Raw genomic sequence first — 14,034 nt, forward strand, 5'->3', positions numbered from 1 at the left:
TCGGCGTCTGGCCCACAGTAAATGGTGGATGCAAAAATCGGGAATAGTCCGGCGCAATTGCACATTGGAGAGTCGGGGCGTATTTTCTATAGTATGCGGACCGAAACGGCCTCGCAATCGAGTTGATCGACCTAGTTCACATTGCCGGTGACATCGTGCATGCCGCCGGCGGATCGGAACGGATAACCAAGGGGAGCCAGATGACAGACAGTGGCCCAATTTTACAGATCTACAGTACCGGACCGATGACGGTCTTGGGGTTTGGTGGGCGTGAAATTCTCGATCAATTGGATATTGGCGCGTGCCGCAGCGAAATCATTGCGCTGGTGAAAGAGCACAGTACGGAAAAACTGGCGTTTGACCTGACAGGTGTCAAACTGGTCCCCAGCGGCATGTTGGGGCTGTTGGCTTCCCTCAGACAACTGAATGTGGAAGTCCACGTCTGCAATCCCAGCGACGATGTGCGCGAGGTCTTAGAAGTCACCAAGCTGGATCAGATCTTGCAGGTCTATGATGTCGAGATCGAGAAGGGCGAGCAGTGAAGCACGCTTTGGTTGCTCATCACGACAGACACGCTTGAACGGAGGAGGTCCCTTTAAAGCCGCAGCAACGACATGCTCACCCGCAAGAGTCTTTGGTCCAGCATGATGGCATTGGGATCATTCAATTCAAACACTACGCAAATGAATTCCAGCCCCTTAGCATAGGCGATCTCGTAGGATTCACCGATGATGACCGAGGGGACGGTGATCTTTGAGAATTGAAACTCCGATTTTGAAAGTCGTGCCTTAATTCCCCCGGCAATGATGTTCGTCAGTTCGCCAAATCCATCGATGATTTGGGCAGAGAGCGTAGAAAAATCATCTTGCAGCAATCCGCCGACGACCTTCATTGCTAGCGTCTCGGAGGAGTTCACCGTCACAAATCCGGAAGCACTCCCATGCACGCCGATCAGACCGGTGATCGTCCCATTGCCCGGGATCGGCACCGACGAAGTTCCCACGCATGAAGCGACCAAACCGCCCATTGACAGTGCGTCTTCCACGCTGGTAGAAATGGCACGAAATAGCTTTTCGTTCACTGGCAGGGTGGCTGTCGGATTGTCACTGGCTATTGCCGCTACCATGTCGTCTCCTCTGAAGTCTGCAGACGCCAAGAATTACATCACAGGCTTTCTTATCGACCCTGGGGTTGGCGAATGTGCGAACCAATCTCAAAACGAACGGTAATGGTTGGCAATTCCCAGCGAGCGACCGTTTGAGTGGCTCAAGTCATGTGTTATTCGTAACATTTCAAACCGTCAGAAACGTCAAGGCTTTGCTTGCCGGGAGAGTTTGATCGGGACCAGTGTGAATTACCCTACAGATATAACACTCCCAATCCTTTAATTGTGTGATATCGATCCTTATTGCCATGTTCTGTCCTTAACGAAGAATCGTTCGCCTTATGAAATCGTCGGCGATCCGCATTGGCGTTTTGGTTGTGCTCGCCGTCGTCGTCATTGCAGCGATTGCGATTCTGCCCACCAAAGAGTACTTGCTGCAATTTGTCGAAGCGGTCCAGCGGATGGGGTCCACCGGCCCGGTGGTCTTGGCAGCCGTCTATGTGGTGGCGACGGTTTTATTTGTCCCGGGATCGATCCTGACCTTAGGGGCCGGCTTTCTTTGGGGAGTGCCGATCGGCATTGTCACGATTTCGGTGGGCAGTACGCTCGGCGCAGCAGCAGCGTTTGGGTTGGGACGTACATTGTTACGTGACGTGATTGCCGCCAAGGTTGCTAAGAATGAAAAGTTTCGCTTGATCGATGCCGCTGTCGGTGAACAGGGATTCAAAATCGTGCTGTTGACGCGGCTTTCGCCGGTGTTCCCTTTCAATCTGCTCAACTACTCTTTCGGCCTCACGCGCGTTTCATTCCGCGATTATATCCTCGCCTCCTGGATCGGCATGCTGCCCGGTACGGCGATGTATGTGTACATCGGATCGGCTTTGAAAAGCTTGGCGGATCTTTCTACGGGAAATTATGACGGTGGCTTGGGGCAAAAACTGCTGTTTGGATTCGGTCTGGTCATGACCGTTGTCGCTACGGTTTTCATCACCCGCATCGCACAAAAATCGTTGCGAGACGCACTGCCGCCCAGCGCACCCACTGAAAACCACGAAGCCCAGCACAGCTCCGACCAATCACCCCCTGACGGAGACTCACCCGTTGTCTGATCCGATTGAAGTCCTCCCAGCCGATCCCTACAACGCCGAGCTCGTCGCGAACGTGCACCCGTCGGACTGGGAAAATCCGCAACCGCAACCACGGTATCATCTCGTGATCATCGGAGCTGGCACCGCTGGACTGGTCGCAGCCATCGGTGCCGCCGGATTGGGTGCCAAGGTGGCGCTGGTGGAACGGCATCTGATGGGTGGCGATTGTCTCAACGTAGGCTGCGTCCCCTCCAAAGCGCTGATCCGTTCCTCGCGCATTGCTGCTCAAATCCGCCATGCAGCTGAGTTCGGCGTGAATGTCGCCGGCGAAGTCACTGTCGACTTCGCCACCGTAATGCAGCGCATGCGGCGGTTGCGGGCCGAGATCAGTCCGCACGACTCGGCGGCGAGATTTCGCGACAACGGCGTCGATGTCTTTCTCGGCCAGGGAACTTTTACCAGCGGCGATAAGATCGAGGTGGATGGACAAACGTTGAAATTCAAGAAAGCCGTGATCGCCACCGGCGGGCGGGCAGCAACGCCCCCGATCCCCGGACTCGACGAGGTGGCCTATCTCACCAATGAAACTCTGTTTTCCTTAACCGAGCTTCCCCGCCGACTGGCCGTCATCGGCGGCGGTCCGATCGGCTGCGAAATGGCGCAAGCCTTTGCCCGCTTCGGCTCGCAGGTGACCTTACTCCAATCCGCCCCGCACGTCTTGCACCGAGAAGATGCCGCCGCAGCAGCCATCGTTCAACAGGCCTTGATCGCCGATGGCGTAGACCTCCACGTCAATTGTGACATTGATTCCGTCCGCGACGACGGTACTGAAAAATCAATCACCTTCACCGCAGGTGGAACATCACGGCAGATCGAATGCGAGGCCATTCTGGTCAGTGCCGGTCGGGAACCGAACGTCGAAGGGCTTGGCCTGGAAGCTGCCGGGGTTGAATACGACAAAAAAACCGGCGTGGTCGTCGATGACCATCTCCGCACAACGAATCGCAATGTCTTCGCAGCCGGCGACATCTGCTTTCCCTACAAATTCACGCACACCGCCGATGCCATGGCCCGCATCGTCATCCAGAACGCGCTGTTCAAAGGCCGGGCGAAAACGTCGTCGCTCAACATCCCGTGGTGTACATTCACCGACCCAGAGATCGCCCACGTCGGGCTCTCCGACCACCAAGCCCGTCAACAAGGTATCAAGGTCGAAACATTCACGCAGGAACTGTCCGGCGTCGACCGGGCGATTTTAGATGGCGAAACGGATGGCTTTATTAAGATTCACTTGCGGCGCGGCACCGACAAAATCATCGGCGCCACCATTGTCGCCTCCCATGCGGGAGAGATGATCTCACAAATCACGACAGCAATGACCGGCAACGTGGGCCTTGCAAAGATCGCCAAAACGATCCACCCCTACCCCACCCAAGCCGAAGCCATCAAACGCACCGCCGACGCCTACAACCGCACCCGGCTCACACCGTTGGTGAAAAAGCTGTTCGAGAAATGGCTCTCCTGGACGCTGTGAACTAAAGCTAGCCCGACACGTCCAACAATTCCCGCACGCGGTCCAAGATCTCGGCTGCTTCTGCCATGCGGCCGGGGCCGACTTGGCCGCAGCTGAGCCAGCCGCTACCTGGTTCGATGAACAGCACGCCATCTTCGCGCAGTTGTGCGATGTTGCGCTGCACAGATGGCTTTTGCCACATTTCGCTATTCATCGCCGGCGCCATCAGGATTGGGCCGGTATGCGTCAGTGCAATGGTGGAGAGCAAATCGTCGGCGAGACCGTGTGCGAATTTTGCCAGACAATTTGCCGAGGCGGGAGCCACGACCAGCAAATCCGCACGGCGGACCAAGCCAATGTGCTCCCCGATATGGTGTTCTTGGGGCTGAAAGAGTTGCCGATGCACCGGGCGGCCGGTCAGGGCTTCAAACGTCGTCGCGCCGATGAATTTCTCGGCGGACGTCGTCATGACCACCGAAACCCCCGCGCCGGCTTGAACCAACCGGCTGCAGAGTTCGGCCGTCTTATAGGCAGCGATGCCGCCTGTCACGCCCAATAATACTTCGCGGTCATTCATGGATCGTTCTCAATCTGGCCGGGGCGGCGGGATCACCCTGCCATTCCCAGTCATTGAATACAAAACCTATCCACCGAGCATGATGCGTGACTGAAATATGTCCTAGAGATCTTCCAGGCTGGGACCGGCATCGTCACCGTCGGCATCCGGACCTTCGTCGGCGGCAATCGCCAAGTTGCCTGTGTTGTCGAGGTAGATTTTATCTTCCATGATTTCGCGAATCACGATTTCCATGGCGTCCTTGGATTGAATTTCCACCAAGGGCCGGGAACCGCGGTTGAGCGCCACCATTCGCTTTTGAATCAATGTGGACAGTTTAAAACGGCCGCCCACTTTATTGACAATCTGTTCTTCCATCAGTTCATCGTACAATGTCTTAACCCTCCGCACTTGCAAGTATGTGACAGATCTCGGAGACCGCTCGGTCCAAGTCGTCGTTGACTACGATATGTTTGTATTCTTTAGACAGTTTCAATTCTCGACGAGCCGTTTCCAGTCGCTGCTGGATCGCATCCTCCGACTCCGTCCCGCGGTTGCGCAAGCGTTGTTCATAGTCCCCTTCCGAGGCGGTTGTTAAAAACACCGACACGGCGTCAGGATATTCCTTGATGATCGACAACGCGCCTTGGACGTCGATTTCTAAGAAGGCCCATGCCCCGGCTTGTTGGGCGCGAGTCAGTTCGCTACGCAGTGTGCCGTACCAGTTACCGTTGCCGTGCACTTCCTCGCATTCGATGAATTCTCCGGCTTGGCGTTTTTGCTCAAACTCCTCTGGCGACAAAAAGTAGTAATCCCGCCCGTTGACCTCACCCGCGCGCGGTGGTCGTGTTGTGGCTGAGACCACCTTGACCAACTGCACCGGCGCCACGTTCACCAGACGGTCCACAATCGTCGACTTTCCGCTTCCACTTGGTCCGGAAAGCACTAAGACGCGAATATCAACAAAAGAGCGAGTTTCCGGTGCGGTCACGGTGCAAGCTGAGTTCGACAAAATGGATTAAGGGGTAATTGTGTGAATTCAATTCCCGTTTCGACACGGCAGTTTACCGGTCGGCCGGGGCGGGCCTATTCTATATTCTGCAACATTTCCCGCATTTTTTCGATGGCGGCCTTCATTTCCACCACGCTGTGGGCAATTTGCACGTCGTTGGCCTTGGAACCGATCGTGTTGATCTCGCGAAACATCTCTTGGCTGAGAAACTCCAGCTTCCGCCCGGACGACGACTTCTCGTTCAGAAACGCAGCCAATTGATCCAGGTGGCACTCCAGACGCGCGATTTCTTCGTTAATGTCGGCGCGGTCGGAAAAGATGCTGACGTCGCGAATCAGGTTGGATTCGTCGACCTTGGCATCCGTTTCGGCCAATGTCTTTCTTACGCGGTCTAGGATTTTCTCGCGGTATTCACTGACCACCAACGGGGCGCGTTCTCGTGTTTTTTGTAACTGTGTGGCAATAATCTCTTTTTGCAGGAGCAGATCCTCACGCATGGACCGGCCTTCTTCTTCGCGAAACAGTTGGAGGTTCTTGAGTGCTCCGTGTAGGCAGTCTTGAATGATTTTCCAGTCGGCGTCGATGTCGATGTTGCGTTTACTGTCATCGATCACAGCATTGGGCAGGGCCAACAAATCAGTAAGCGGCCCGACCGCCACGTCACCCATTTTTGCTGCGAGTCCTTGCAACTGCTCACTGAGAGTCTGCAGCGCCATTTCATTGAGCCGCACATCGGCAGCTGTGGCAACCCGTTCCACGCGGACCGCGACCATCACCGTTCCCCGCGAGATATACTCGCGCGCGATCTTCTCGATTTCGCCTTCGAAAGCACCGTACACATCGGCGCATTTGATAGACAATTTGAGGTAGCGATTGTTGACGGTACGTACTTCGACGGACACGCTCATGCGGTCGTCTTGGTGGCGCGTTTCGCCAAACCCGGTCATACTCAACAGCACGTCGATTACGCCTTGTTGCTTATATCAATGGCCATTCGCCGATTGCGGCGTAACTGTGGGGGTCCGTCCCGAAACTATTCCTGCTTTTCGGGAGTGCCGCTCTTCGTCTCAGAGGGGGGAGTTGCCGGTTGCGTTTCTTCTTCGAGTGAACCCAGGTCCAACTCACCGGCCGCTTCATCGCCGTCGGCTTTGGGAGTGGCGTCCTGACCTTCCGCATCCCCTTTGTCCTCACCGGCACTCACACCGGCAGTCGGATTATTGCCGAGGGTTCCACCTTCGTACAAGCTGTTCGGCTTGACCACAAAGATCGAGACGCAAGCCAACACGACCCAAAACACGGCGAGTCCCACCGTGATTCGTGTGAACACGTCGCCCGCTTTGGTCCCGAAGGCGCTTTGCCCCCCGGCTCCGCCCAAGGCACCTGCCAGCCCGCCGCCACGACCTCGTTGCAGCAGGATAATAAACATCAACAACAGACCGGTGATGGTCAGCAAAACTAAAATGAAAGTTCCCATGACTTCCTTTCAACGCCGCCGCGGATCGGCGTCAGCAAATTAAATGGACGTGCCCCGTGGCGTTGGTCCCGGTGGTCGTGAATAGGTCAAATGCAATTTAAGACGTGGCAACTTGCCGCGCCGCTTCGATGATCGGCACGAATAAATCCGTTTTCAGACTCGCGCCGCCGACCAGAACACCGTCGATATTCGGCTGCGACATCAATTCCGCAGCGTTGTCCGGTTTGACACTGCCGCCGTAGAGGATCCGCGTGGCCTCGGCGACCTCTGAATTGTAACGACCCGCCAGCCAATTGCGAACATGAGCATGGGCGGATTCCGCTTGTTCTTTGGAAGCCGTCACGCCGGTGCCGATGGCCCACACCGGTTCGTAGGCCACTGCGACCTGCGCCATATCCGCGTCGCTGACTCCCTCCAGCGATCCGGCCAATTGTGCGTCGACGACCGCTTCGGTTTGATTGGCTTCGCGATCGCTCAACAATTCCCCCACGCAGAGCATCACTTTCAGCCCCGCTTTGAGTGCTGCGGCGACCTTTTTATTGATCAGTTCATCGGTTTCGCCAATCACGTGACGCCGTTCGCTGTGCCCCAAAATCACCCAGCCGCACCCGACGTCAACGAGCATGTCGGCCGAAACTTCGCCCGTGAATGCCCCTTCAGGTTCGTGATAAACATCCTGTGCGCCCAATTGCACACCACTGCCATCAACGGCCCCGCCCACGGCCCGTAGATACGGGTAAGGGGGACAAACCAACGCGTCAATCGCTGACTCATCCGCCGGAACAGCCGCTGCGACCCCCTCAGCGAGTTGCTTTGCGGAGGCTCCCAGCAGGTTCATTTTCCAGTTCCCGGCAACAAATAGCCGCCTCATAACACCATATCCTTCAAATTAGCTCTCTAAGAATTTGCCGCCAGTCTGCACATTGAGCAACTGCGGCACAAATTGTATGTTCAACGGTCCCCCCACCGGCGGTCGATTGCCATAAGGCACTGCAGCGACGCAAATGCGGACCTTCGCCATCGGGAGACGACTCTGATCGGGAGGGAGGGAGCGCCCCGTCGCGATTCTCGTAACCACGCGGGGAAACGTCAAGGCGGACGCAGCCCAGAAAATCCCCGTAGTTTGCCAAGAACAGTCAGGACCGTTGCACAAAACCAACTGTTCCGTGCACAACGCAGCGATCTATCGAGGGAAAGTGGTTATTCAATCGACGGACTGCGGGGATACGAACCTAGCACTTCGATCCGCACCGCACGCCGTTCCAGTTCTGACAACGCACGTTTGACCCGGGCCTCTTTGGCATGTCCTTCAAAGTCCAAGAAGAACAAATAACCACCTTCCGGCCCCTTGAGCGGAAACGACTCGATCCAGGTGAGATTGACCTTGTTTCGCTTGAAGATCGCCAATGTGTCGGCCAATGAGCCTGGTTTGTGCGAAATTTGCAGCAGAATCGCGGTCTTATCGTCGCCCGACGCCTTGTTCACGTGATCACCGATCACAGCGAAGCGGGTGACGTTGTTCTTGTTGTCTTGAATGTCCTCGGCCACGATCTGCAGGTCATATTCAGTCGAGGCCTGCCAACTGGCGATGGCTCCCACACCCTGCTTGTCTCGCGCCAATTGAGCGGCGGTTGACGTGCTAGTGACCTCAATCAACCGCGCTTGCGGCATATTGCGGCTGAGCCAATCACGACATTGCGACAGTGCCTGCGGTTTGCTGTAGATTTCCGTGATTTCACCCCGGGGACAGCGTGACATCAGGTTGTGATGGATGCTGATTTGGACTTCGGCGCAGATCTTTAACGGCAACCGCGTGAACATGTCCAAAGTGTCGACCACACGTCCATCGGTACTGTTTTCGATGGGAACGATGCCAAAATCGGCCAGTCCACGATTCACTTCCTCGAACACCGTGGCGATACTATTGACCGGAATGAAATCGGCAGTCTTGCCAAAACGTTCGATGGCGGCGAGATGCGTAAAGCTAAAAGCGGGACCCAAGTAAGCGATCCGCTGGGTCTTGACTAAGCTTTTCCCACCGTTGATGATTTCCCGAAAGACGCTGCGGACCGCTTGGATTGGCAGCGGACCTTTGTGGGCGTTTTGAACTTGTTGCCACATTTCATCGTCAATAGCGGGATTGAACGTGGCTTGTTGGGGGTTGGGCAACTTATTGAGCGACTTGGCCGTGAGCTCCGCGCGCTTGTTGATCAGCTTGAGGATTTCGCGGTCCAACTTTTTCAACTGGACGTCAATCGTTCCGCCGCCGCGTTTTGCAGGTGCCTTCCGGGTGGCTGGCGCTGCCGCGGGTTTCTTGCGTTTCGCGGACGCAGCTTTCGCCGCTGGCCGTTTGGCAGCTGGGCGCTTGGTTGCGGTCTGTTTTTTCGCAGGTCTTTTAGCTTTTGCCATGCGAGCCTTTCGGGCGGAGTCTAACGCCCCTGGTCAGAGGGTGCCGGCCGCCCGTCAAGACTGCGGGCGTAAGTCATTATTGTGAATACTGTTGCGTCTGTTCGCTCGTCTTGAGTCGTGAATGCCGTCCTGGTAGCCGTCCTACTAAGTGGGGGGAGCGATGCACGGCTCTCACCGAACGTTGCTCAAGTCTCCATGCGAATGCGTACGGGGAATACGTTGCGCCCCGTTTTTGCCGGATTTTTACCCAAAATTCGCAAGTCGTTGTTGTACTTCTCGGTGCGCCAAGTGTCAAGTTGCGAGAGACACCAACAGGGCTGACTACTTCAGGCACTGCAGTACACATCCCCTAAACCATCAAGTCTAACAAATGCAAGATTCAACGACCCGAGAATCCGCTTCGATGGCATGCATTACAGTTACCTACTGCCTACAAATGGGTTACGTAAATTTAATCCGCGCGGCAGAGGTCTGTTACCGAGTTTTTGCTGCGGGAGCGCATTGTCTGCGGCGTGTCAAATTGGCAGTTGCCGGGAAAGTGTCGAAACCGTCGAGATGGTGCCAATATGGCAGCCCCGTCGTGGCGGCGCAAGAAAACCGGGTTGATTGTTGGTTCGTAACACTTTTGCTAAAAACGGGTTGTGGTTTTCCTCAAAACATCGCACCGCTTGGCGCACACTTTGCTATTAGTATCAGCAACAAGTACAAGCGTCGATTTGACTATCAGCCGGACAATTTCTGAGACGGTAACGTGGTCGTGAACCGACGCTCACTAAACTGATCATTCTCAGACTTTGATTCACGACAGAAATACCCAACGCAGCTGTTAATTGCTGCACGCGCAATGAATGCTTCAACGTATGAGGGATTCGCGCGGAACTGAAAAAACTAACTATTGAATTACGTAGCATAAGGAGTTGGACATGGCGGAAGGCGAAAAAATTATTGGCATCGACTTGGGGACGACCAACTCCGTTGTCGCGGTGATGGAGGGCGGCGAAGCCAAGGTGGTCGCGAACCTGGAAGGAAACCGGCTCACCCCGAGTGTGGTCGCCTTCACGGACAAAGGCGAGGTGTTGGTCGGTGAACCGGCGAAACGCCAAGCTGTGACCAACCCCACGAACACTGTTTACTCCATCAAGCGATTCATGGGACGTCGGCACAACGAAGTGCAGTCCGAAGAAAAAATCGTGCCCTACACAGTCGTGGGGGGCTCGGGTGATTACGTGAAGGTGGAAGTGGCCGGCAAGGATTACACACCGCCGGAAATCTCAGCGCGGGTCTTGCAAAAACTCAAAGAATCCGCGGAGAGTTATTTAGGGCACAAAGTAAAAAAGGCCGTGATTACCGTTCCGGCTTATTTCAACGATGCCCAACGACAGGCGACCAAAGACGCCGGACAAATCGCCGGATTGGAAGTCTCGCGGATCATCAACGAACCGACCGCAGCCGCTTTGGCTTATGGGTTGGATAAGAAAAACGAAGAACGCATCATCGTGTTCGACTTGGGTGGTGGAACGTTCGACGTTTCGATCCTGGAAGTCGACGATCAAGTCGTACAGGTTTTGAGCACCAGTGGTGATACGCACCTGGGTGGCGACGACTTCGATGAAGAGTTGATCAACCTGATTGCAGGACGCTTTGAATCGGAACAAGGCATCGATCTCCGCAAAGATCCGATGGCGTTGCAACGGTTGCGCGAAGCGGCCGAAAAAGCCAAGAAGGAATTGTCGACCTCGCAAACGACCGATATCAACCTGCCGTTCATCACGGCTGATGCGTCGGGCGCGAAACACTTGCAAATGAACATCACTCGGGCGGAATTTGAAAAAATTATCGACTCGTTGGTGGAACGTTGCCGCAAACCGGTCCAACAAGCGATGGATGACGCAGGATTGAAGCCTGGCGACATCGATGAAGTGGTCCTGGTCGGTGGATCCACGCGGGTGCCGAAAGTCCAGGAATTGGTACGCTCGATGTTCGGCAAAGAGCCGCACAAAGGTGTGAATCCCGACGAAGTCGTCGCCATCGGCGCCGCCATTCAAGGGGGTGTTTTGGCCGGCGATGTTAAAGACGTGCTGTTGCTCGACGTGACACCGTTGTCATTGGGGATCGAAACCGAAGGTGGCATCATGACCAAATTGGTCGAACGCAATGCCACGATTCCGACCGAGAAGAGCGAAACGTTTTCGACAGCGGCCGACAATCAGTCGGCGGTGACCGTTCGCGTGTTCCAAGGCGAACGCGAAATCGCGCAGCACAACCGTTTGTTGGCTGAGTTCAATCTCGACGGAATTCCGCCCGCACCGCGGGGAGTGCCGCAAATTGAGGTTTCGTTCAACATCGACGCCAACGGCATTTTGCAGGTGAGCGCCAAGGACAAAGGCACCGGCAAAGAACAGACCGTTAAGATTGAGCAATCGGGCGGATTGTCCGAATCGGAAATCGAAGCGATGCAGAAGGATGCCGAAGCACACGCTGATGAGGACAAAAAGCAGCGTGCATTGGCCGAGGCGAAAAACAAGGCGTCTTCGCTGGTCTATGCGACGGAAAAACTGACCAAGGAACATGCCGACAAGATGGACGACGCTTCGAAGTCCGCTATCGAAACGGCAATCACCAAGGTCAACGAAGCGGCCAAGGGCGACGATGCCGCCGCCATTGAGCAAGCCATTGATGAGTTGACGCAAGCGTCACACGCATTGTCGCAACACATCTATGCACAGGAAGGCGACGGACAAGAGGGTCCCGATGCAGCCACGGAACGGGCATCGGGAAATTCGGAACCGGCCGCCGCTGATGGCGAAGAAGTGATCGACGCGGAGTTTGAGAAGAAGGATTGATTGCTGAACAACCCGCTGCGAGCGGATCAAAAGACTGTTCTCTCTCTCCCATTGGGAGAGGGAGACAGATAAATAGCCAGCCGTGATTGCGGTGGCCGAAGATATGGAAAGGTGCGTTTTTAACGCACCTTTCTTCGTAGGGGGACTGATGATCGATTGCTCAAACGACTCAGCAGGTGTTTCGCGCTATCGGCGCGTAAACGCTGGTAATCTTTTGGAATGGGGTGTCGCTCGCTAAGGCGAAAACCCTCACCCCGGCCCTCTCCCGGAGCAATCAATTGCATCTACGAGATAAGTAATCAAGCAAGTGTTCGGATGGTAAAGAGTTCAGGGTAGCCGCGATTGCGGCAGCAATCGGGGCGGGCGCAGCCCGCACGAAGCCGCAATTCCCACGCTCTGAAACCAGCAAAGTCTCATCGGCAGGGACAGCTGAAACTGCTGCTTCTTGTGCCTACGGCACACCGATTGCCGTTGGCAATCGCTGCCACCCGATGATTGGTTCGAAAACCCTCACCCCGGCCCTCTCCCAGGGGGAGAGGGGGGATCGTTTTTACCAGCCTTGGTTGCGGTGGCCGAAGTTTTCCCAGCGGCTGAGGATGACTTTTTGTTGGGTGAAGAACTGCACTCCCTCGCTCCCCTGCATGTGCAAATCGCCGAAGAAAGAACCGTGCCAGCCGTTGAAGGGGAACAGCGCAGTTGGGGCGGGGACGCCGACGTTGATGCCGACCATGCCGCAGTTCACGCGTGAGGCAAATTCGCGGGCGGCGTTTCCGTTCGACGTGAAGATGACTGCTCCGTTGCCGAATTGACTGCGATTGGCGAGCTGAATCGCCTCTTCGAGTTGATCGACCCGTTCCACCGCCAGCACCGGGCCGAAGACTTCTTGTTGCAGCAGATTCGTTTCCGGCGGGGCGTGCTCGATGATCGTCGGTCCAACGAAAAAACCTCCCGGTGCATCGGCAACTTGTGTGCCACGGCCATCGACGGTCACTGTACCGCCCCCCGCTTCGGCGTGATCGATAGCGGCTTGAATCCGCGATTGTGCTTCGGGGCTGACGACCGGTCCCATTTCCGTTTCGCCGACGATGTCGGTCCGTCCCACTTTGACGGCAGCGGTGAGTTCGTTGAGGCAGTCAAGGTGCTTGGTAATTCGAGCCCCGACACCAACGAGAACCGAGCTGGCCATGCAACGCTGGCCCGCGCAGCCGAAGGATGATCCGATCACGGCCCGTGCAACGGCCTGCGGGTCGGCATCGGGCAGGACGACTGTAAAATTCTTTGCCCCGCCTCCCGCTTGGCATCGTTTGTTGTGTGAGGTGGCCAGTTGATAAACGTCGCGGGCGACTGCGGAGGAGCCGACGAAACTAATGGCGGCGATTTGCGGATGCGTCGCCAAGGCTTCGACGACTTCACGTCCGCCATGCACGAGATTGAACACGCCGGGAGGCAACCCCGCTTCGAGCAGCAATTCCGCCAGTCGTTGCGCAGCCAGCGGGACGCGTTCGGACGGTTTGAGGATGAACGTGTTTCCGCAGACCAGTGCGATCGGAAAGATCCACATCGGCACCATCACCGGGAAATTAAACGGCGAAATCCCCGCACAGACGCCGAGCGGTTGTCGGATGGTTTTACCGTCTAAATGCCCGGCGACATTTTCGAGGCATTGCCCCATCAATAGCGACGGCCCGCCGCAGGCGAATTCGACGACCTCCATTCCCCGTTGCACTTCGCCGCGCGCTTCGTCGAGCGTTTTGCCGTTTTCCAACGAGACAAGTTGCGCGAGTTGTTCAAAGTCTCGTTTGAGCAGTTCGTGAAAGCGAAAAAACAAACGCGCCCGTTCTAAGGGAGGCGTCGCACTCCATGAGGGAAACGCGGCGGCGGCCGCTTCGGCAGCACGGTCGACGATCGCGGGCCCTTGCAGCGGCGTCTGCGTCAGTTCGATTCCCAGCGACGGATTCCAAACGGGGACCGATTGCTCCCCATCGGCGTCACTCCACGTTTCGGCAATCAAGTTTCGGACCGCGTAGGACATTG

General features: G+C 56.0%; 13 protein-coding genes. 4 read left to right on the top strand and 9 right to left on the bottom strand.

All coding sequences use genetic code 11. The features are described 5' to 3' along the window. Positions 1–200 precede the first annotated feature (200 nt). The gene (locus tag Mal52_RS22735) at positions 201–542 is read left to right on the top strand and encodes an STAS domain-containing protein (RefSeq protein WP_145378815.1); all 342 of its coding nucleotides are present in this window, start codon (positions 201–203) and stop codon (positions 540–542) included. Positions 543–595: 53 nt separating this feature from the next. On the opposite strand, the gene Mal52_RS22740 is transcribed toward Mal52_RS22735, so the two are convergent. Further along, positions 596–1,126: a chemotaxis protein CheX gene (locus Mal52_RS22740; RefSeq protein WP_145378816.1), complete on the bottom strand. Its 531-nt coding sequence runs from the start codon at positions 1,124–1,126 to the stop codon at positions 596–598. Between the two features lie 320 nt (positions 1,127–1,446). On the opposite strand from Mal52_RS22740, the gene Mal52_RS22745 reads away from it, so the two are divergent. Together Mal52_RS22745 and Mal52_RS22750 are read left to right on the top strand one after the other, a co-directional pair. Next, a complete protein-coding gene (locus Mal52_RS22745) occupies positions 1,447–2,214 on the top strand; it encodes a TVP38/TMEM64 family protein (protein WP_145378817.1) in 768 nt (255 codons plus the stop codon). Then, positions 2,207–3,727: a mercuric reductase gene (locus tag Mal52_RS22750; protein ID WP_145378818.1), complete on the top strand. Its 1,521-nt coding sequence runs from the start codon at positions 2,207–2,209 to the stop codon at positions 3,725–3,727. Before Mal52_RS22745 ends, Mal52_RS22750 begins: the two co-directional genes overlap by 8 nt. 7 nt (positions 3,728–3,734) lie before the next feature. Here the strand turns inward: Mal52_RS22750 and Mal52_RS22755 are convergent, their stop codons facing one another. The 7 genes from Mal52_RS22755 to pheA form a co-directional block, all read right to left on the bottom strand. Then, complete coding sequence (locus Mal52_RS22755; RefSeq protein WP_145378819.1) at positions 3,735–4,283, bottom strand: flavoprotein; 549 nt, start codon at positions 4,281–4,283, stop codon at positions 3,735–3,737. Between the two features lie 102 nt (positions 4,284–4,385). Beyond that, complete coding sequence (locus Mal52_RS22760; protein WP_145378820.1) at positions 4,386–4,655, bottom strand: DNA-directed RNA polymerase subunit omega; 270 nt, start codon at positions 4,653–4,655, stop codon at positions 4,386–4,388. A 4-nt stretch (positions 4,656–4,659) separates the two neighbouring features. Then, positions 4,660–5,253 carry a guanylate kinase gene (gene gmk / locus Mal52_RS22765; RefSeq protein ID WP_145378821.1) on the bottom strand — a complete coding sequence of 198 codons (594 nt, stop codon included), beginning with the start codon at positions 5,251–5,253 and terminating at the stop codon, positions 4,660–4,662. A 95-nt stretch (positions 5,254–5,348) separates the two neighbouring features. After that, the gene (locus Mal52_RS22770; RefSeq protein WP_261343699.1) at positions 5,349–6,221 is read right to left on the bottom strand and encodes a YicC/YloC family endoribonuclease; all 873 of its coding nucleotides are present in this window, start codon (positions 6,219–6,221) and stop codon (positions 5,349–5,351) included. Positions 6,222–6,307: 86 nt separating this feature from the next. Then, positions 6,308–6,748: a preprotein translocase subunit SecG gene (secG, locus tag Mal52_RS22775; protein WP_145378823.1), complete on the bottom strand. Its 441-nt coding sequence runs from the start codon at positions 6,746–6,748 to the stop codon at positions 6,308–6,310. Positions 6,749–6,845: 97 nt separating this feature from the next. Beyond that, the gene (tpiA, locus tag Mal52_RS22780; protein ID WP_145378824.1) at positions 6,846–7,619 is read right to left on the bottom strand and encodes a triose-phosphate isomerase; all 774 of its coding nucleotides are present in this window, start codon (positions 7,617–7,619) and stop codon (positions 6,846–6,848) included. A gap of 329 nt (positions 7,620–7,948) precedes the next feature. Next, positions 7,949–9,157: a prephenate dehydratase gene (pheA, locus tag Mal52_RS22785; protein ID WP_145378825.1), complete on the bottom strand. Its 1,209-nt coding sequence runs from the start codon at positions 9,155–9,157 to the stop codon at positions 7,949–7,951. A 923-nt stretch (positions 9,158–10,080) separates the two neighbouring features. On the opposite strand from pheA, the gene dnaK reads away from it, so the two are divergent. Beyond that, positions 10,081–12,000 carry a molecular chaperone DnaK gene (gene dnaK / locus Mal52_RS22790; RefSeq protein ID WP_145378826.1) on the top strand — a complete coding sequence of 640 codons (1,920 nt, stop codon included), beginning with the start codon at positions 10,081–10,083 and terminating at the stop codon, positions 11,998–12,000. A gap of 550 nt (positions 12,001–12,550) precedes the next feature. Here dnaK and Mal52_RS22795 read toward each other — a convergent pair. Then, entirely contained in the window at positions 12,551–14,032 is a 1,482-nt protein-coding gene (locus tag Mal52_RS22795) for a CoA-acylating methylmalonate-semialdehyde dehydrogenase (protein ID WP_145378827.1), read from the bottom strand. Between the last annotated feature and the right edge of the window lie 2 nt (positions 14,033–14,034).

The sequence above is a fragment of the Symmachiella dynata genome (genome assembly GCF_007747995.1).
Lineage (GTDB): Bacteria > Planctomycetota > Planctomycetia > Planctomycetales > Planctomycetaceae > Symmachiella > Symmachiella dynata.

Excerpts from the sequence above, each read along its gene's own strand:
- dnaK (WP_145378826.1), top strand. The coding sequence starts at position 10,081 with ATGGCGGAAGGCGAAAAAATTATTGGCATCGACTTGGGGACGACCAAC.
- secG (WP_145378823.1), bottom strand. The coding sequence starts at position 6,748 with ATGGGAACTTTCATTTTAGTTTTGCTGACCATCACCGGTCTGTTGTTG.
- Mal52_RS22755 (WP_145378819.1), bottom strand. The coding sequence starts at position 4,283 with ATGAATGACCGCGAAGTATTATTGGGCGTGACAGGCGGCATCGCTGCC.
- pheA (WP_145378825.1), bottom strand. The coding sequence starts at position 9,157 with ATGGCAAAAGCTAAAAGACCTGCGAAAAAACAGACCGCAACCAAGCGC.
- Mal52_RS22770 (WP_261343699.1), bottom strand. The coding sequence starts at position 6,221 with ATGACCGGGTTTGGCGAAACGCGCCACCAAGACGACCGCATGAGCGTG.
- tpiA (WP_145378824.1), bottom strand. The coding sequence starts at position 7,619 with ATGAGGCGGCTATTTGTTGCCGGGAACTGGAAAATGAACCTGCTGGGA.
- Mal52_RS22745 (WP_145378817.1), top strand. The coding sequence starts at position 1,447 with ATGAAATCGTCGGCGATCCGCATTGGCGTTTTGGTTGTGCTCGCCGTC.
- Mal52_RS22795 (WP_145378827.1), bottom strand. The coding sequence starts at position 14,032 with ATGTCCTACGCGGTCCGAAACTTGATTGCCGAAACGTGGAGTGACGCC.
- Mal52_RS22735 (WP_145378815.1), top strand. The coding sequence starts at position 201 with ATGACAGACAGTGGCCCAATTTTACAGATCTACAGTACCGGACCGATG.
- Mal52_RS22740 (WP_145378816.1), bottom strand. The coding sequence starts at position 1,126 with ATGGTAGCGGCAATAGCCAGTGACAATCCGACAGCCACCCTGCCAGTG.